This window comes from Myxococcus stipitatus DSM 14675 (assembly GCF_000331735.1).
Lineage (GTDB): Bacteria > Myxococcota > Myxococcia > Myxococcales > Myxococcaceae > Myxococcus > Myxococcus stipitatus.
Genome location: NC_020126.1, coordinates 7,772,949 through 7,792,531, shown reverse-complemented (window position 1 = coordinate 7,792,531; position 19,583 = coordinate 7,772,949). Strand labels below are relative to the sequence as shown.

At 70.2% G+C, this 19,583-nt stretch carries 7 protein-coding genes; 4 read left to right on the top strand and 3 right to left on the bottom strand.

Annotated elements, in window-relative coordinates; all coding sequences use genetic code 11:
• The first annotated feature begins 141 nt into the window (after positions 1-141).
• The gene (locus MYSTI_RS43395; protein WP_144370184.1) at positions 142-402 is read left to right on the top strand and encodes a hypothetical protein; all 261 of its coding nucleotides are present in this window, start codon (positions 142-144) and stop codon (positions 400-402) included.
• A 142-nt stretch (positions 403-544) separates the two neighbouring features.
• Here the strand turns inward: MYSTI_RS43395 and MYSTI_RS29875 are convergent, their stop codons facing one another.
• The 3 genes from MYSTI_RS29875 to pigA form a co-directional block, all read right to left on the bottom strand.
• Positions 545-1,096 (bottom strand): hypothetical protein, encoded by a 552-nt coding sequence (locus MYSTI_RS29875; protein ID WP_015351547.1) that lies wholly within the window; start codon positions 1,094-1,096, stop codon positions 545-547.
• A gap of 347 nt (positions 1,097-1,443) precedes the next feature.
• The gene (locus MYSTI_RS29870; protein ID WP_015351546.1) at positions 1,444-2,940 is read right to left on the bottom strand and encodes an amino acid adenylation domain-containing protein; all 1,497 of its coding nucleotides are present in this window, start codon (positions 2,938-2,940) and stop codon (positions 1,444-1,446) included.
• Positions 2,937-4,079, bottom strand: a complete 1,143-nt coding sequence (gene pigA, locus MYSTI_RS29865) for a prodigiosin MBC biosynthesis dehydrogenase PigA (protein WP_015351545.1) — start codon at positions 4,077-4,079, stop codon at positions 2,937-2,939. Before pigA ends, MYSTI_RS29870 begins: the two co-directional genes overlap by 4 nt.
• Before the next feature lie 241 nt (positions 4,080-4,320).
• On the opposite strand from pigA, the gene MYSTI_RS29860 reads away from it, so the two are divergent.
• From MYSTI_RS29860 to MYSTI_RS29850, 3 genes are read left to right on the top strand one after another with little or no spacing between them, the layout of a single operon-like run.
• Entirely contained in the window at positions 4,321-6,456 is a 2,136-nt protein-coding gene (locus tag MYSTI_RS29860) for a beta-ketoacyl synthase N-terminal-like domain-containing protein (RefSeq protein WP_015351544.1), read from the top strand.
• Positions 6,453-10,709 carry a type I polyketide synthase gene (locus MYSTI_RS29855; RefSeq protein ID WP_015351543.1) on the top strand — a complete coding sequence of 1,419 codons (4,257 nt, stop codon included), beginning with the start codon at positions 6,453-6,455 and terminating at the stop codon, positions 10,707-10,709. The genes MYSTI_RS29860 and MYSTI_RS29855 overlap by 4 nt, the downstream gene beginning before the upstream one ends.
• Positions 10,706-19,582, top strand: coding sequence for a hybrid non-ribosomal peptide synthetase/type I polyketide synthase (locus MYSTI_RS29850; RefSeq protein WP_015351542.1), 8,877 nt, complete (start codon positions 10,706-10,708; stop codon positions 19,580-19,582). Before MYSTI_RS29855 ends, MYSTI_RS29850 begins: the two co-directional genes overlap by 4 nt.
• Position 19,583 lies beyond the last annotated feature (1 nt).

Here is a 19,583-nt window from a genome sequence, read left to right as displayed (position 1 = left end):
GCCCTGAGGGTGGCGCGTGTGCTGCTGCACCTGCCCTCGCGTTGCAACAAACTGTTTCAGCGCGCGGCGGATGCTTTCGGATTGATTGCTTTCACTCCTGTTCTGTTGTGCCGTGTGTATGGGTCATGTTCTCCTCCGGGCATGCGCAAAATCATTTTCATGCTTCTCGCGGTTCCCCTGTTGTCTGCCTGTGGTAGCGACAATGATGAGGGTGAGGGTTGTGGTGTGGTGGAGGCTCCCGCGACGCACAAGGGCGCCAAGCGGCAGAGCTGTGGTGGGGACCCGCAGCTGAAGATCACCTGCTGCAGCTATGTCTCCGAAACGTGTCTCTACCAGGTGTGTGAGCTGCCCACGGCCTGCGGGAAGTGGGAAGAGAACAGCTTCAGCTGCGACGCGAACTGAAGTCGTCGTGCCTCGAGGCGGGCGTCGCGGGGTGGCCGTGAGTCGGACGGCTCACACACGAACCCCGCGCCGTCCTCGGGCGTCCCGCTTCGCCTTCGCGAGGGACGCGCGCTCGAGGCCAGCGCGGGGTTGTTTGTAGCGGTCAGTTCCGGCGCTTGTTCGCGAGGAACTCTTCGGCCCAGCGCTTCACGGTGTCACCGACGTCCGCGGAGTTCGACGGGCGCAGGGAGGGCGGCAGCGTGGGGAGGGACGGGCCTCCCTCTTCGCCCGAAGCGCCGACGGCCTGGGCCTGGCCCTTCTTGCGAACCCACACACGAGGCCCCGCGGGGGCGGGGGCCGGCGCGGTGGGCTGCGAGGGGGCCTCCGACGAGCTGCGACGGCGGCGGGAGAGGATGACGTCCGGGATGGAGTGGGGCGTGGCGTGCTCCACCCAGGCGGCGTGGAGCCGTCCGGTAGAGACCATCAGCCGACGCTTCTGGTAGTGCGCCGAACAGTACCCGAGGGTGCGGACGGGCTGCCGGCAGCCAATGACAGCGCAGGCCGCGGGCTGCTCGACGACGGGTTTGACTTCGGGCGGCGGCGGCGGCGCGGGAGCCTTCTGGGGGGCTCGGGCGATGGGGGGAAGAGGTTGCCCGCTCAGGCGCTCGGACAGGCGGCGCATGGCCGAGACGAGGGAGGCGAACGACTCCTCCACGGCGCCCTGTACGATGGCCTGGAAAGCCTCATCCAGGGATGGCGTCGCCGAGGAAGCGCCGCGCGCTGAATGAGAGCGGGTGGTTCGGGGGGAGGGGGTGACGCGACGGGCTCTGGGCATGTTTGCCGTGGCGTAGCACGGCTCAGGTTGTTCGACTATACGTGAATCTGCTTCGTTCCCCGTCGAGCACTCTGGCGCAGGGCGCCTGTGCCCTGATGTCTCCCCAGGAACCAGGCTTGATGCCGTTCTTTCGCCATACCCAAGTCGTGACTGGAAATCGCGGAGAGTTCCTCTCCCCAGGCTGTTCTGCTTCGCGTCAGTTCATCGGCCGACGGTGACGAGCGCCGTCACACGGGCGCCCTCCGAGGCGCCAGGTCGCGGAGCGCGCGCCGGTCGAGCTTGCCATTCTGGGTTCTGGGCAACGCGGGCACGACGCGAAGCTCGTCGATGAGCATGTATCGGGGCAGTCGCTCCGCGCAGTGTTGCTTGAGCTGGAGCAGGGTGGGGCGCGGGCCGTCATGGGCCACGACGAACGCGACCAGTCTCGCCTCCAGGCCCGACTCCGAAGTGACGACTCCCACGTCGCGGACCCCGGGATGCGACAGCAGTGCCGCCTCGATTTCACCCGGCTCGATGCGCCGCCCGCGCACCTTCAGCATGTTGTCTCGGCGGCCCAGGTACTCGAAGCCTCCCTCCGGGAGCTGGCGGCAGAGGTCTCCCGTCGCATAGGGACGTGCGCCCTGGGGCGCCTGGCCCCAGTAGCCCAACATCACCGTGGGCCCCTCCACCATGAGCTCCCCCACGTCCGCGTCGGCCTCCGGCTCCAACCAGACGCGATTGCCACAGCTCGCGCTCCCGATGGGGACCGGGGTGGTGCGCTCGGGGGCGATTCCGCCCACTTCGTACGCGGTGCAGACGTTCGTCTCGGTGGGGCCATACAGGTTGAAGAACCGCACCGCGCCCAGGTGCTCGCGCAGGGGGCGGAGGTGTTGGATGGGGAAGGGCTCTCCCGCGAACAGCACGGCGCGGAAGGGCAGGTCCCGGTGGGAGAGGAGCCCGCCCTCCAACATCATCAGCGTGAGCGCCGAGGGAACCGAATACCAGACGGTGAACCGCTCGCGCAGCACCAGCTCCACCAGCTTCTTGGGCGCGAAGGCCAGCGCCTCCGGGATGAGCGTGACGGACGCGCCGCCGAGGAACGCCGCGTAGAGGTCCAGCACCGAGAGGTCGAAGAAGAACGGCGCGTGATTGCTGAAGCGGTCCTCCGGCGTGGTGCCCAGCAGCGCGTGGCTCCACTCGATGAAGGCCAGGGCGTTGCGCTGGCTGATGCACACGCCCTTGGGCATCCCCGTGGAGCCGGAGGTGTAGAGGATGTAGGCCAGCGCGTGGTCGTCCAGCCCATGTCCAGCCAGCGGCTCCGGAGAGAGGCCGGACAGGCTTGTCCACCCAGGCGCGGGGCCTGTGTCATCCACGAGCAGGAAGCGAAGGCGCTCCAGGCCCCCGTTGCGAAGCTCCGCCGCGCGCGACGCGCTCGTCACCACCACGTCGATGCGGCAGTCCTCCAGGATGAGGCGCGTCCGGGTGGCGGGGTTCAAGGGGTCCAGCGGGACATAGGCCGCGCCCAGTCGGGAGATGCCCTGCATCGCCGCCACCGCGCGCGCGGACTTCTCCGTCCACAGCCCCACCCGGTCCCCGCGCTGGACGCCCAGTCCTTGGAGCGCGCGCGCCACCCGGTTGGCGACCGCGTCGAGCTGTCCATAGGTGTACGTCTCATCCGGTCCCCGGACGGCGATGGCCCCGGGACTCCGGGCCGCGCTGCGCATGACAAGCTGGTCGAGCGTCATAGGCCCAGGTGGCTGGCGATGATGTCGCGCTGCATCTCCGAGGTGCCGGAGAAGAGGGTGCTGGGGATGGCATCGCGCAGCACCCGCTCGATGCCCGTCTCCGCCACGTAGCCCATGCCCCCGTGAATCTGGATGGCATCGACTCCGCACTGCACCGCGGCCTCGCTGATGGCGAGCTTGGCGAGCGACACCTCCATCGCCGCGTCCTGTCCGCGGTCCATCAGCCAGCAGGCCCGGTACAGCAACAGCCGCGCGGACTCGAGCCGCTGCTTCATGTCCACCAGCCGGTGGGAGATGGCCTGGTTCTTCCCGATGGCCCGCTTGAACTGCTTGCGCTGGCGCGCGAAGTCCACCGTCTGTTCCAACACCCGCTCCATCAACCCCACATAGGCGCCGAACAGGCAGGCGCGCTCCCATTGCATGGACCGCTTGAAGAGCGGCGCGCCCTGTCCCTCCGGCCCGAGCCGCGCCGAGGCGGGCACTCGACAACCCTCCAGGTAGAGGGGGGCGATGGGGGAGCTGGACAGGCCCATCTTCTGGAAGGGCCGGCCCACCGACAGCCCAGGGGTGTCGCGCTCGACGAGGAAGGCGCTCAGCCCCATGTAGCCGTGCTCGGGGGCCGTGACGGCGTACACCAGGAACACGTCGGCGGCGGGACCGTTGGTGACGTAGCTCTTGCTCCCGTCGAGCACATAGCCGTCGCCGTCGCGCGTGGCCCGCGTCTTGAGCGCGAAGACGTCCGAGCCCGCCTCCGGCTCGGAGATGGCGTTGGCGCCGACCCACTCCCCCGAGCACAGCCTGGGCAGGTAGCGCCGCTTCTGCGCGTCATCGCCGCGCTCCCACAGCGGGAGCACGCACGCGAACAGATGTGCTCCGACGGAGAAGACGAGCCCGGTGTCCGTGCAGCCTCGCCCCAGCGCCTCCATCACGCGCGCTGTCGTCAAGGTGTCCAACCCCAGCCCTCCGTGCTGCTCGGGCACGGGCAGACCCAGGAAGCCGAACTCACCGCAGCGTCGCCACCGGCTCCGGGGAAAGTCCTCCACGGGAGGCGCGGCCTCGTCGCCGCTCAGCTCCGCTCTCGCGAAGGCGAAGGCCCGCTCGTACAACTCCACCTGTTCGCTCGTCCAGCCGAAGTCCATGCGGTGTCTATCCGTCGGTGTTGATTGACTGGCCGGGCTTTGCACAGCCACAAGCCTGTTGTCCGCGCCGTGAGACCCTGGAAGCGTCTTGAAATTTTCACCTCCACGCGTGCGCGCGGTCAACGATGCCACGGGTTGTCCAATGTTTGTCTGTGTGGAAGTGGATAGAGGAATTCGAGGGCGTGTGTGTATTGCGGGGCATTGACCAGGAGTTTGGGATTGCGCTACAAAAAGTGACTCAATGCCGCGCGAGACAATAGCTGTCGTGGGAATGGGGCTGCGTCTTCCCCGGGCCGACTGTCCGCGAGCCCTGTGGAAATTCTTGTGCGAGGGATTGGACGCGACGGGCGATATACCAATGGCTCGTCGGAATATGGAATTGTTGCATGAGGCTGTGACGAGCCCGCCTGGAGGCGTTCATTCCCAGCGCGCGGGATGGCTGGAGGACGTGGAGTGGGCGGACCCTCACGCCTTTCGTCTCTCGAAGCGGGAGCTTCGTCAGATGGACCCCCAGCACCGGGTGCTGTTCGAGTGCGCGTGGCATGCGCTCGAGGACGCGGGCATTCCCCTCGACGCGCTTCGCGGCAGTCGCACGGGGGTCTTCGTGGGCCTCCACTCCAGCGACTTCCAGCGCATGCTCACGCGGGAGCGCGCGTCGCTGGATGGTTATTCGCTGCTGGGGACGACGCCGTCCTTCGCGGCCAACCGCATCTCCCATGCGTTCGACCTCCGAGGCCCCAGCACCTGCACCAGCGTGGGGTGCGCCTCGTCGCTGACCGCGCTGCACGAGGCGTGTCGGAGCCTGCTGCTGGGCGAGGTGGAGTGCGCGCTCGCGGGGGGCGTGGAGCTGATGCTCTCCGAGGACGGCAGCCTCATGCTCTCCCACGCGGGGGTGTTGTCGGCGCGAGGCGCGTGCCGGACCCTGGACGCGAAGGCGGACGGCTATGTCCGGGGCGAGGGCGCGGGGATGGTGGTCCTCAAGCCGTTGTCCCGAGTGGAGCCGACGGACCGCGTCTACGCGTTGATTCGCGGCAGCGCCGTCAACCACAACGGCCGCAACGAGTGGATCATGGCGCCCAGCGTCGAGGCGCAGACGGAGGTCATCCGCCAGGCCTGCTCGGGGGCCGGCGTGGAGGCCGCGAGCCTGGACTACGTGGAGCTGCACGGCTCGGCCTTCCTCAAGGGGGACGCGGCGGAGGCGCTCGCCATCGGGACGGCGCTCGGTGAGGGGCGCTCCGTGCCCTGCCGACTGGGCGCGGTCAGCAACAACCTGGGTTACCTGGGCGCGGCGGCGGGCATCGCGCAGTTCATCAAGGTGTGTCTGTCGCTGCACCACCGCGCCTTGCCGCCGACGATTCACGTGGAGGACCCCAATCCCCACATCGCGTTCGACGCGCTGGGGCTGCGGATTCAATCGGAGCTGGAGCCCTGGCCGGTGCGTGGCACCGGGGTGCTTCCGCGCGCGGGGGTCATCTCGACGTCCCTGGGCGGAGCCAATGCCTTCGTGGTCCTGGACGCCGCGCCCGCGCCCCTTCGTCTGGCGAAGTCCGCCTTGCCCGCACAGGCGAACCACCTCCTGGTGCTCTCGGCGCTGACGCCCGCGTCCTTGAGGCAGCAGGCGCTGCGCATGAGCGGATTCCTGGCGGAAACCCCTGAGACCACCGCGCGACTGGATGACGTCTGCTTTTCGGCGATGTTCAAGAGGCAACACCACCGTCATCGCCTGGCGGTGGCCGCCGGAAGCCGGGAAGGGATGGGGCGGATGTTGAAGGCATTCATTGATTCACCAGATCAGCCCCTCTGGGTTGAGGAAGGGCAACCCATCTCCGTGGTTGAGGCGGCTCGGACCTACGTTGCGGAGGGCTGGGTTTCGCGTGAGAGTGTTTCAGGGTTCGAAGGGAGATGTGTGAGCCTTCCGGTCTATCCCTTTCAACGACAGCGCCTGTGGCCGGAGTGGCTCACGCCTCGGGTGGAGCGCTTCCAGGAGGAGCCCACGGACCTCAGCGAGGCCCGGCTGCTCGATTTCCTCCAAGGCGAGGTCGCGGCGGTGCTGGGGGTGGAGCCGGCGGAGGTGGAGACGCGGGGGCGGACGCTGTTCGAGCTGGGGATGAACTCCGTGGGGCTGGTGATGCTCAAGGAGCGCATCACGCAGGTGCTGGGCCTGGAGCTTCCGACGACCTTCTTCTTCGAGCATCCCCGACTGGAGCCCCTCGCGGCGCGGCTGTGGGGGCTGCTGGATGCGCGCGCGAAGGGCGCTCCGGCGCCAGGCGCGGACGCGGCGCTGGTGGAGAAGATCGCCGGCCTGTCGGAGGCGCAGGCCCGTGAGCTCATCGCGCGGAAGTTCGCGGAGCTGGGCCTCGAGGAGGTGGGGGGATGAGCCGCAAGGACAGCACGAGCGTGGCGTTGACCCCCCTCCAGCAGGCCCTGCTGACCATCGAGAAGCTCCAGCAGAGACTCGAGCCCGCCGCGCAGCCGGACGAAGGGGACATCGCCATCATCGGGATGGGCTGCCGGTTCCCAGGGGGCGCGACGAGTCCCGAGCGGTTCCACGAGCTGGTGTGGCTCGCGGGCGACGCGGTGACGGACGTCCCCATGGACCGGCGCGCGCTTCAGGGCATCCATGACCCGGAGCCCTCCACTCCGGGCAAGACGATTCTGCGCCGGGCGGGGTTCGTGGATGGCGTGGACCGGTTCGACGCGGAGTTCTTCCGGATATCGCGGCGTGAAGCGGAGGGGATGGACCCCCAGCAGCGCTTCTTCCTGGAGGTGAGCTGGGAGGCGCTCGAGGACGCGGGGCTCCCACCGCAGCGGCTGAAGGGGACCCGGACGGGCGTCTTCGTCGGGGTGCATGCGCGGGACTACGCGCTGATTCCAGAGGGCGGGCTGGAGAAGGTCGGCGCGCACTACTCCACGGGTGTGGACGCGAGCTACATCGCCGGGCGCCTCTCGTACCTGCTGGGGCTGGAGGGGCCCTGCCTCGCGGTGGACACGGCCTGCTCCTCGTCGCTCGTGGCCGTACACCTGGCCTGTCAGAGCTTGCGGCTGGGTGAGTCGACCGTGGCCATCGCGGGGGGCGTGAAGCTGCTGCTCGCCCCTCACCTGAGCGTGTTCCTGTCCAAGGCGGGGGCGCTCTCCCCGAGCCAGACGTGCCGCGCGTTCGACCGCGACGCGGATGGGATGGTGCAGGGCGAAGGGTGTGGCGTCGTCATCCTGAAGCGGAAGCGCGAGGCCCTTCGCGATGGGGACCGCATCCTCGCGACGATTCGCGCGTCCGCGACGAACCACGATGGCGCGAGCGGTGGGCTGACGGTGCCGAACGTCCGCGCCCAGGAGTCCCTGTACCGGCTCGTGCTCCAGCGCGCCGGCGTCGCGCCGGAGGATGTGGACTACCTGGAGGCGCACGGGACGGGGACGCGGCTGGGGGACCCCATCGAGCTGGAGGGTGTCGCGCGGGTGTACGGGCGGCGGCGGGAGCCGGAGCGTCCGCTGTGGATGGGCTCCGTCAAGCCGAACATCGGCCACACCGAGGCGGCGGCGGGCATCGCGGGGCTCATCAAGGCGGTGTTGGTCCTCCAGCATCGCGCCGTTCCTCCCGCGCTCCACTTCGAGCACCCGACGACCGAGTTCCCCTGGGTGGGCTCGGGGATTGTCGTGGCGCGGAAGCTCACGCCCTTCCCGGCGCGTCCGCGTCCGTATCGCGCCTCGGTGAGCTCCTTCGGGATGAGCGGGGTGAATGCACACGTCCTCCTCGAGGAGCATCGTGAGCGCGGGCCGGCGCCTCGTAGGGAGGGCCCCTACCTGCTTCCGCTCTCGGCGCGGAGTGAGCCGGCCCTGCGGGAGCTGGCCGGGGCGTGGTCGAGTCACCTCGTGAAGACCCGGGGCGTGCAGGTCTGGGATGCATGCTTCACGGCGGGCGCGGGGCGCGCGCATCATGACGAGCGCCTGGCGCTCGTCGCGTCGACGTACGAAGAGCTCCTGACGCTGGTGCGCCGCGCGTCGGATGGGCTCGACGCGGAGGGACTCTTCAGGGGCCGGGCTCAGCGCTCGGGGGGCGGGCCCGGCGTGGTCTTCTTCATGGGGGCCGACTTCGGCGTGGCGCAGAAGAGGGTGGGCTCGCCGCTCCTCGCTCCCTACGTGGAGCCCCTCGCGGAGGCCTTCCGGCAGGTGGTGGGCTCGTCGGTGTTCGAGACGGACCGGTTCGCACCCCTCCTGGTCTGGCAGCTCGCGCAAGTGGAGCTGTGGCGCTCCCTGGGGGTCGAGCCCTCCGCGGTCGCGGGCATCGGCCATGGAAGGTTGGCGGCGGGGGTCGTCGCGGGAGTCATCACCCTGGAGGAGGCCATCCGTGGCCTGCATGGCTTCCCCCAGCCCGAGCCCGTTCCCGTGCGCCCGGCGAAGGTCCCCATCCTCATGGGAGCGCCCGGAGCCAGGCCCGGCCAGGACCCGGGCGAGGACAGGGTCTCCGGCGAGCGCCTGCTGTCGACGGGCGCCTCCCTCTTCCTGGACCTGGGTGGGGATTCGTCGTTCCACCAGCAGTTGACCACCGAGGCCGAGAGCCAGGGGTGGGACGTGCTGGTGCTGAACGTCGCGCAGGTGGAGGGGCACGAGGCGCGCGAGGTCCTGCTCGCCCAGGCGGCGAAGCTCTACTGCGCGGGTGTTCCGCTCCGCTTCGAGAACCTCCTGCCCGAGGGGAGGACGGTCTCCGCGCCGACGTACCCCTGGCGGCGCGAGCGCTACTGGTGGGATGGCGAGCGGGAGTCCGTGAAGGCCTCTCCCGCGGTGGCTCAGGAGGCCGTGAGCTGGGACGGGTTGTTCCATGAGGTCGCGTGGATGCCTCGAGCGCTGGCGCCTGGGCAGGCCCGGCTGGACGGCTCGTGGCTCGTCGTGGCCGAGGAGCCGGATGCCCCGGTGGCGCTTCGTGATGCGCTGGTCTCGGCGGGCGGTGACGTGGTGCTGGTGCGTCCGGGCTCGGGCTACGAGCGCGTGTCCGCTCGCGAGCACGTCCTCGACTTCTCGCGGGCGGAGGACTTCTCGCGGCTCCTGGAGGAGCTGGGCCCGTCCCGTCAGGTGCTTCGAGGTGTCGTCTTCCTGTCGCGCACGGAGGCCGTCGACTCGAGCGCCGGTGTCCTGGACGCTTCCGTTGCCGTGGCCGCGCTCGTGAAGGCCCTGGCTCTCGCGAGCTGGGAGCGGGCACCTCGGCTGTATCTCGTCACCCGGGATGCGCAAGTGACGGGCGAGGACTCGAAGCGGGTGTCGCTCGTGGGGGCCTCGCTCTGGGGGCTCGGGCGGGTCATCGCCTATGAGCATCCGGAGCTGCGGTGCACGCGCATCGACGTGGGCCTGGCGCCGGGGGAGGTGTCCGCGCGTGCGTTGGTGGAGGAGCTTCGCTCCGCGACATCGCCGGGTGGAGAAGAGGACGAGGTCGCGCTTCGCGAGGGGCAGCGCCTGGTCTCGATGCTCACCCAGGGGCGGCGGACGTCCGCGAGCGGCGAGCCGTTCCGTCCGCGCTCGGACCGCACCTATCTCATCACCGGAGGCCTGGGAGGACTCGGGCTGCGGCTGGCCGCCTGGCTGGTGGAGCAGGGCGCGCGCTACCTCACGCTGTGCGGTCGGATGGGAGAGACGCTGGAGGCGCATCGGGCACTGACGCCCTTGCGGGAGCAGGGCGCGCGCGTGGAGGTCTTCCGGGTCGACGTGAGCGACTCGGAGGCCGTCGCCGACATGCTGCACGACATCCGGTCCGGGAGTGTCCCCCTGGGGGGGCTCTTTCATTGCGCGGGCGTGCTGGCCGACGAGTCGTTGCTGGAGCTGGAGCCCGAGGACTTCGCGCGCGTCATGGCGCCCAAGGTGACAGGCGCGTGGAACCTCCACACGCTCACGCAGGGCGATGCGCTGGAGCACTTCGTCCTGTTCTCGTCGACGGCGGCGCTGTTCGGCGCTCCGGGGCAGGGCAACTACGCCGCGGCGAACGCCTTCCTGGATGCGCTGGCCCGGCTCCGGCGCTCGCGAGGGCTTCCCGGGGTGAGCCTCCAGTGGGGGAGCTGGGGCGAGGTCGGCATGGCCGCCGCCGATGCCCGGCGAGGGGCCCGTCTCGCGCAGCGCGGGATGTCGCCGCTGTCCGTCGAGGAGGCGCTGTCCGCGATGGCCGTCACGCTCGCGGAGAACCCCGACGTTCGCGGCATCGCTCGCTTCGATGCGGAGCGCTGGACGGACCGCCATCCCGCCGTGGCGGGGTCGTCCCTGTTCCGTGCGCGAGGCTCCAGCGCCGTCGCCGAGGCGGTGGACACCGCGTCGCGCAAGCTCCGAGAGGTGTTGCTCGCGATGGACGCTCCCGCGCGTCCCTCCGTGCTGGAGGCCCGGCTCCGGCAGATGGTGAGTGAGGTCAGCCGACTGGAGCTCGAGCGTCTCGCCGCGACGGACTCCTTCGATGCGCTGGGCTTCGACTCCATCATGGTGATGGAGCTGCGGGACCAGCTCCAGGACGAGCTCGGCGTGGGGCTGTCGCTCAAGAGCTTCGTGGACGGGCGCTCCATCGCACAGGTGGCGGCGGAGCTGCTGGAGAAGCTCGCGGCCTCCAGTGTGATGGGCACGGGGGCCTCCGCTCGGACCGACTCGAAACGGGTCCTGATATGAGGCTGGACGAGCTCCTTCAGGCGCTGGCCGGACACGGCATCACGCTGGGCGTGGAGGGCGAGCACCTGGCCGTCGACGCGCCCGACGGCGCGCTTCCCGAGGCGCTGCGCGAGCAGCTCGTGGCGCACAAGCCCGCGCTGCTGGCACTCCTGGCCGAGCCGCACGAAGCCCGCGCCGAAGTGGTGGCTCGGCCCGAGGAGCGGCACCAGCCGTTCCCCATGACGGAGCTCCAGCAGGCGTACAGCGTGGGCCGCCAGGCCGAGCTGGAGATGAACGCGTCGATGCACGCGTACAACGAGCTCGACTGCGGCGCGCTCGACCTGACGCGCTTCGAGGAGGCGTGGAACCAGGTCGTCGCCCGTCACGAGATGCTGCGCGCCGTGGAGGCCCCGGGCTTCCAGCAGCGGATCCTGCCTTCGGTGCCGCGCTATCGACTCCCCGTCGAGGACCTGCGCGGACGGGGCCCCGAGGAGACCGAGGCCCGGCTCGCGGCCATTCGCGAGCGGCTGTCCCAGCAGGTGCTCCCGCTGGACCAGTGGCCCTTGTTCGAGCTGCGCGCGTGCCTGCTCGACAGCGGACGCGTGCGCCTCTTCATGAGCGTCGATGGGACCTTCATCGACGGGTACAGCTTCCAGATTCTCTACCGGGAGCTGGTGCACTTCTACCGGCACCCGGAGACCCCGCCTTCTCCCGCGTCCCTCTCGCTGTCGTACCGGGACTACTCGCTGGCGTTGCACCAGACGCGAGGGGCCCGTCATGCCCGCTCGCTCGAGTTCTGGCGCTCGCGCCTGTCCCAGCTGCCTCCCGCGCCGGACCTTCCGCTGGAGCGGGACCCTCGCTCGCTGCGGCGTCCTCGCTTCCGTCGCTGGTTCGCGCGGGTGGATGCGGAGGTGTGGCAGCGGCTCAAGCAGAGGGCCCGGGCACGCCGGCTGACGGAGCCGGAGCTGCTCCTCGCTGTGTACGCGGAGGTCATCGCCCGCTGGAGCCGCAGTCCTCGCTTCACGCTCAACGTCCCGCACTTCAACCGGCTGCCCGTCCACCCCCAGGTCAACGACATCATCGGGACCTTCGCGAGCTTCACGCTGGTGGAGGTGGACCATCGGCCGGAGCGTGCCTTCATCGAGCGGGCGCTCGCGATTCGAGATCAGCTCCTCCTCGCGCTGGAGCACCGCGAGGTGAGCGGCGTCGAGCTGCTGCGCGAGCTGTTCCGGGCCCAGGGCCGCATCTCCGGCGCCATCATGCCCGTGGTGATGACGAGCTTCGCGTCCCACTCCAAGAGCCGGGACTCGCACTGGGTGGACTTCCTGGCGGAGTCGTTCGGTGAGCTCGTCGAGGCGCTCACGCAGACGCCTCAGGTGTGGATCGACCTCCAGATCGTCTACCAGCGCGGCGGCGTCTTCCTGAACTGGGATGTGGCGGAGGAGCTGTTCCCGCCCGGGATGATGGAGGACATGTTCGACGCCTTCCACGGGCTGCTCCTCCGGTTGGCGGAGGATGATGCGCTGTGGGAGCGCTCCGACCTGGACCTCCTGCCCGTGCGACAGCGCGAGCTGTTGGCCCGCGTCAACGACACGGCCCGTCCGCTGAGCGGCGAGCTGCTCCACTCGGGCTTCTTCCGGAATGCCGCCGCACGTCCAGACGCGGTGGCGCTGGTGTCCACCGGGCTCTCGCTGAGCTACGGCGAGCTGGCCCGACGGGCGAGCCGCCTGGGGCATGTGCTTCGCCAGAAGGGCGCTGTGCCCAACCGCGTGGTCGCGGTGGTGATGGAGAAGGGCTGGGAGCAGGTCGTCGCGGTGCTCGGTGTCCTGAGCTCCGGCGCGGCCTACCTGCCCGTCGACGCGGGCCTGCCTCCCGAGCGCCGCGCGTTCATGCTGCGCAACGCGGGCGCCGGACTGGTGGTGACGCAGCCTCGGTTCGCGGGGGAGTCCTGGGCGGAGCAGGTCCAGGTGCTCGTGCTCGCTCCGGAGTCCTTCAGCGAGTACCCGGACACCCCGCTGACTCCCGTGCAGCGGCCCGAGGACCTCGCGCACATCCTCTACACGTCCGGCTCCACGGGCCAGCCCAACGGGGCCATGCTCACGCACGCGGGGATGGCCAACGCCATCGAGTGGACGAACGGGCGGTTCGGCATCGGGCCGGATGACCGGCTCATCGCCCTGAGCGCGCTCCACCACGACTTCTCCGTCTACGACGTCTTCGGAACGCTGGGCGCGGGCGCGACGGTGGTGATGCCGGAGGCCGCGCGGCGCAGAGACCCCTCGCACTGGGTCGAGCTGATGGCCCGCCACGGCGTCACGCTCTGGAGCACCGTGCCGGCGATGATGGAGATGCTTATGACGTACCTCGAAGGAGGTGACGTCCGGCTCTCGTGTCCGCTGCGCCTGGTGATGCTCGGCGGCGACTGGATTCCCGTCACGCTGCCGGGGCGCCTGCGCGAGCGCTTCGCCGGGGTCAAGGTGGTCAGTGTCGGTGGGCCGACGGAGACGTCGCTGTGGAACATCACCCATCCCGTCGAGGAGGCGGATGGGCGGCGCCGCAGCATCCCCTACGGAAAGCCCATCGCGAACACGCGGTACTACGTGCTCGATGAGCGGCTGGAGGAGCGACCGCTCTGGGTGCCCGGTGAGCTGTGCTGCGCGGGCATCGGCGTGGCACAGGGCTACATCGGCGCGGGCGCGGGCTCCGCGAAGTTCACCGTCCACCCTCGCACGGGTGAACGCCTGTATCGCACGGGGGACCTGGGGCGTTATCTGCCCGATGGGACGCTCGAGTTCCTCGGGCGCGTCGACTTCCAGCTCTCCATCCGCGGGCAGCGCATCGAGCCCGGGGAGATTGAAGCGGCCCTCTTGCAGGAGCCGAGCATCCGCGCGTCGGTGGTCGGCGCTGTCGGTGAGCACCATGAGAAGCGGCTCGTGGCGTACGTCGTGCTCGCGGAAGGGACGCGCGAGCTGAACACGCAGCGCGTGCGCGACTTCCTCTCGCGCAAGCTCCCCGAGCACATGGTTCCGGCGACGTACGTCGTCCTCGATGCGCTGCCGCTGACCCGCAACGCCAAGGTGGACCGTCGCGCGCTGCCTCATCCGGATGCGGTGGCCCCGCCGAAGAACATGCTGGCACCCGCCTCGCCTCCCGGGGGCCTGGGGGAGACGCGCGCGCTCCAGGAGACGCTGTCGAAGGCCGTGGGCGCCGTGCTGGGCGTGCCGGACGTGCATCCGGAGCGTAACTTCTTCGAGCTCGGCGCGAACTCCGTGCACCTCATCCAGCTCCATCTGCGCATCAAGCAGGAGCTGGGGCTCTCCCTCCCCATCGTGGACCTGTTCGGGAATCCGACGGTGCGCTCCCTCGCGGCGCGGCTGGGGGGAGCTCCGAAGCCCAAGCCCACGGCGGAGGTGACGCTCACTCCCGGGGACAGCGACATCGCCATCATCGGGATGAGCGGCCGTTTCCCGGGGGCACCCACGCTGGATGCGTTCTGGAGCAACCTGGTGGGCGGCGTCGAGTCCGTCGCCCAGTACACCGATGAGGAACTGCTGGCCGCGGGCGTGAGCGCCGCCGCGTTCAAGAGCCCGCGCTACGTCCGAGCCTCCGCGGCGATGGAGGGCATCGACGCGTTCGATGCCGACTTCTTCTCGCTCACCCCCCGTGAGGCCCGCGCGCTGGACCCTCAACAGCGGGTGTTCCTGGAGTGCGCCTGGGAGGCGCTCGAGCACGCGGGTTATCCCCCCAACACGTGTGACGCCATCGTCGGTGTCTATGCCGGCAAGAGCGTCAGTCACTACCGCTACCCCTACCCGGACCTGACGCGGCCCATCCACTTCTTCCAGGACCTCATGTCCCAGGACAAGGACTTCCTGGCGACGCAGACGTCCTACAAGCTCGACCTGCGCGGGCCGAGCGTGAATGTCCAGACGGCCTGTTCGACCTCGCTGGTCTCCGTGTCGATGGCCTGTGATGCGCTGCTCAACGGCGGCTGCGACATGGCGCTCGCGGGGGGCGTGGCCATCAAGGTCCCCCACCGCGTGGGCTATCTCTTCGAGGAGGGCAGCATCTTCTCGGGCGATGGCCACTGCCGTCCGTTCGATGCTCGCGCCAATGGCACCCTGCCGGGCAGCGGGGCGGGTGTCGTGGTCCTCAAGCGCTTGAGTCAGGCGCGCGCCGATGGAGACCGCGTCCTCGCCGTCATCAAGGGCTGGGCCATCAACAACGACGGGCACCGCAAGGTCGGCTTCATGGCCCCCGGTGTCGAAGGGCAGTGCGACGTCGTCCGGCGGGCGCATCAGCGCGCGGGCATCGACCCCGCGAGCATCTCCTACGTCGAGGCGCACGGGACGGGGACCGCCATCGGCGACCCCATTGAAATCGCCGCGTTGACCCAGGCGTTCGGCGGGCAGGCGATGGCCGGCTCCTGCGGACTGGGCTCGGTGAAGAGCAACATCGGCCACCTGGACAGCGCGGCGGGTATCGCCGGGCTCATCAAGGTCGTGCTGTCGCTCCAGCACCGCACGCTGGCCCCTTCGCTCCACTTCGAGAAGCCGAACCCCCGCATCGACTTCGAGCACAGCCCGTTCTACGTGGTCGACTCGCTCCGGCCCTGGCGGGTGGAGGACGGGCCGCGCCGTGCGGGGGTCAGCTCCTTCGGCATCGGCGGCACCAATGCCCATGTCGTCCTGGAAGAGGCCCCCGCGCCGCGAGAGGTGGAGGTGGCCGCGGAGCGGAGGGAGCGCTCCCGTCATGTCCTGACGCTCTCGGCTCGCGATGATGTGGCGCTGCGGCAGCTCGCGGGCCGCTTCCAGGGGCTGCTGGAGCGCACCGACGCGACGCTCGCGGACGTGTGCTTCTCCGCGAACACGGGCCGCGCTGACTTCGACCATCGGCTCGCCCTGGTGGCGGGGGAGCGCGACGCGATGGCCGCGTTGCTCGGGGCCGCGGCGCGGAAGGAGGAGCACCCCGGAGTGGTGCACGGTGTGCTCGCTCCGAAGCAGGCGCCGAAGGTCGCCTTCCTGTTCTCGGGACAGGGCTCGCAGTACGTCGGGGCTGCTCGCGAGCTCTATGTGGCGCATCCGGGGTTCCGGCGTCGCCTCGACGCGTTCGACGTGCTGCTGCGCGCGGCCTGGGGGCAGACGCTCCAGTCGGTGCTCTACCCGGAGCCGGGACAGCCCTCGCCCATCGACCAGTTCGACTTCGCCCAGCCGCTCCTCTTCGCGCTCGAGTACGCGCTGGCGGAGCTGTGGATGTCCTGGGGCGTCCAGCCGGATGTCCTGCTCGGACACAGCACGGGAGAGCTGGCGGCGGCGTGCCTCGCGGGGGTGTTCAGCGTCGAGGACGGACTGAAGCTGGCGATTCATCGCGGCCGGCTGGTGCACCAGCTTCCGCAGGGCGAGAACCTGGCGGTCACCGCGGGCGAGGCGGAGGTGCGTGCGGTCCTCGAGGCGTGTGGGGGGCGCTGCTCCATCGCGGCCTTCAATGGCCCCGACAACGTGGTCGTCTCCGGCCTGCCGGGGGACGTTCGCGAGGTGGCCGAGGCCCTGGAGTCGAGGGGGCACAAGGTGCGGCGCCTGAACATTCCTCGCGCGGCTCACTCGGTCATCGTCGAGTCGGCCCTGCCGGAGTTCCGCGCCATCGCGGAGACCCTCACCTATGCGCGGCCCGCGCTCCCCATGGTCTCGGGGATGACGGGGGAGCCCATCACCGATTCCATCGCCACACCGGACTACTGGTGCCACCAGCTCCGCAATCCGGTGCGCTTCGCGAGCGGCGTGGAGCGCCTGTATCGCGAGGGGGCGCGGGTGTTCGTCGAGATAGGCCCCAAGGCCACGCTGCTCGGCATGGCGGCGCGGAGCCTTCCCGAAGGGGAGTGTGCGTGGCTGCCGAGCCTGCGTCCCGATGACGGAGGCTGGCAGCAGCTGTCGGAGAGCCTGTCGGCCCTCTACACGCGAGGGGTCCGCGTGGACTGGGCGGCGTTCGATGCTGGGTTCTCCCGGCGCAAGGTCGCGCTCCCCACCTATCCCTTCCAGCGACAGCGCTACTGGGAGGAGGGGGCCGGATTGCAGCAGCCGCAGGGGGCTCGGACCGCTCGCGAGGAGCATCCGCTGCTCGGGGCTCGGGTGCCGTTGGCCGTGCTGGGTTCGGATGCGCTGCTGTTCGAGACGACGCTGGGGCCCTCGACGCAGGAGTTCCTGGGGCAGCACCGCGTCTTCGGGACCCCGACGCTGCCCGCCACCGCGTTCGTCGAGATGGCGCTGGCGGGAGGCGCGAAGCTGCTCGGGACGAAGACGCTGCGGCTGACGAACCTGTCCCTGCTCGCGGCGATGACGTTCCCTCAGGACTCCCGACGCCGGGTGCAGTGCGCGGTGGACAAGGGCGAGGCGGGCTCGGCGACGGTGCGCATCTTCAGCCGCGCCACCGGAGCGTCCGAGGGCGACTGGGTCCTCCATGCGACCGGGGCCCTCCAGGTCTCGCAAGCGGATGTGCGTGCCTCCGTGGCAGCGGACCTGGACGGCGTGCTCGCGAGCCTCCGGGAGGCTCCGCTCATCGAGGACCCCTATCGCAGGGCCCTGGAGTCCGGGGTCGACTTCGGCGCGGACTTCCGAGGCCTCACCGAGCTTCGACAGAGGGACGAGCAGGTCCTGGCTCACATCGAGCGGCCCGCTTCGCTCCCGCTCGATGGCGATGCGATGTCCTTCGCGCATCCGGCGCTGCTCGATGCCTGCCTCCAAGTGGTCGGAGGTGCGTACCCGGACCCGAGCGCTTCCGAGCTCTATGTCCCGACGGGCATCGAGAGCCTCTCGTTGTACGGAGGACTCGCGGCGCGGATGTGGAGCCACGCGGTGGTGCGGCCCGTGGACGAGACACGCAAGCGCCTGCGTGCCGAGGTCCGCGTCTTCGGGGAGGACGGGCGGCTGTGTGCCCAGGTCCTGGGGCTGGAGCTTCAGCGGACGAGCCGCGAGGCGTTGAGCCCTGCTGCGTCGGCGACGTTGGACGGTCAGCTCTATGTGCGCCGGTGGGAGCCCCTCGCGCTGGACGTCCCGGCGAGAGCGGCGGTGAGTGGGCCGTGCCTGATTCTCGCGGATGATGCCGGGCTGGGACACAAGCTCGCGCGGGCGCTCGAGCGCGATGGGCGGACGTGCCTGCTGGCGTTCCGTGGGCAGACGCTCCGCACGCTCGATGACAAGTCCTTCGAGCTGCCCGAGGACCCCGAGGCGCTCGCGGATGCGCTGCGGACCTTGTCGCTTCCCGCTTCGCTGTCGGACGTCATCCTGCTGTGGGGGCTCGACGGCGCGGACTCCGAGGACCTGGAGGGGGAGCGCCTCGATGCGGATGCGCGGCGGGGCTGCGGGAGCGGCCTCGGGTTGCTGCGCTACCTCATCGACCGTGGGTACTCGGAGGCCGTGTGGCTCATTACCCGGGGCGCGCAGGCGGTGGCCTCCGGGCAGCCGCTTTCCGGCCTCGCACAGTCGTTGCTCTGGGGCATGGCCCGGCCTCTCGCCATCGAGTCTTCCGAGCTCGATGTCCGCTGCGTCGACCTGGACCCTCGCGGTGAAGCGGGCGCGCAGGTGGAGGCGCTCGCGCGAGAGGTTCGCGGTCGCGCCGGGATGGCCGACAACCAGGTCGCCTTCCGTGAGGGCCGCTTCGTCGCGAGGCTCCGGAGGGCTGAGTCGCGAGAGGTGGTGGCGGAGTCCTCGCGCGACGCGGGGCCTGTCCGGTCGGACCGGACCTATCTCGTGGTGGGCGGGCTCGGGCGGCTGGGCCTGCTGACGGCGGAGCTCCTGGCGCACCGGGGCGCACGAAGCCTCGTGCTGACGGGGCGTGGCTCCGTGGGCGCGGAGGCCGAGGGACGGCTGGAGCGGCTGCGTGCGCGAGGCGTGCGGGTCGAGTACCGCCAGGTGGACCTCGCGGACGAAGGTGAACTCAGCGGTCTGCTCCAGTTCATCGCCGATGACCTCGCGCCGCTGGCGGGGGTGTTCCACTCGGCGGGCGTGCTCGAGGACGGAGTGCTTCGTCAGCAGACGTGGGCCCGCTTCGAGCGGGTGCTGCGGCCCAAGGTGCGGGGCGCCTGGAACCTGCACCGGCTGACCTCGGGGCTCGCCCTGGAGCACTTCGTGTTGTTCTCGTCGGTCGCGTCGCTCGTCGGCTCCGCCGGGCAGTCGAACCACTGCGCCGCGACGGCGTTCGAGGATGCCCTGGCGCATCACCGCCGCGCGCTCGGACTGCCGGGCTTGAGCATCAACTGGGGCGTGTGGGCGGGTGAGGCCGGCGCACGCGTGGACGTCAGCGAGCAGTCCCACACGCCGGGCTGGGGCCTTCTCTCCGTGCCTCAGGGCCTCCGCGCGCTCGAAGCCTTGCTCACCAGCCCGGTCGCGCAGGTGGGGGTCGCGGAGATCGACTGGGCGGTGTTCGGTGGAGGCCGCACCGCGCCCTACGACGCCGAGCTGCGGGAGGCCGCCAGAGGCCAGCCCGAAGGCCGCGCGCGCTTCCTGGAGACGCTCTCCGAGTCGCCCGTCCCCGCTCGTCGGAAGCTGCTGATGAACTACCTGCGGGAGCAGGTGGCCTGGATTCGGGGCGCGGCCTCCGGTGCGTCCATCGACCCCGCTCAGGGCTTCAACGAGATGGGCATCGACTCGCTCGCGGCGTTGCAGCTCAAGAACCGGCTCCAGAGCGCCTTCGGCCTCTCGCTGCCCGCCACCCTCGTCTTCAACTACCCCACCACCGAGAAGCTCGCGGAGCAGCTCGCCTCCGCGTTCATTCCCTTGGAGTTCGCGTCGCCCATCGCCACCGGTCCACGGGAGCAGGACTCGGGCACGCACGCACTGGAGGACCTGTCCGAAAGCCACCTCGCCCACATGCTCGAAGAGCAGCTCTCGAAGATGAACTAGG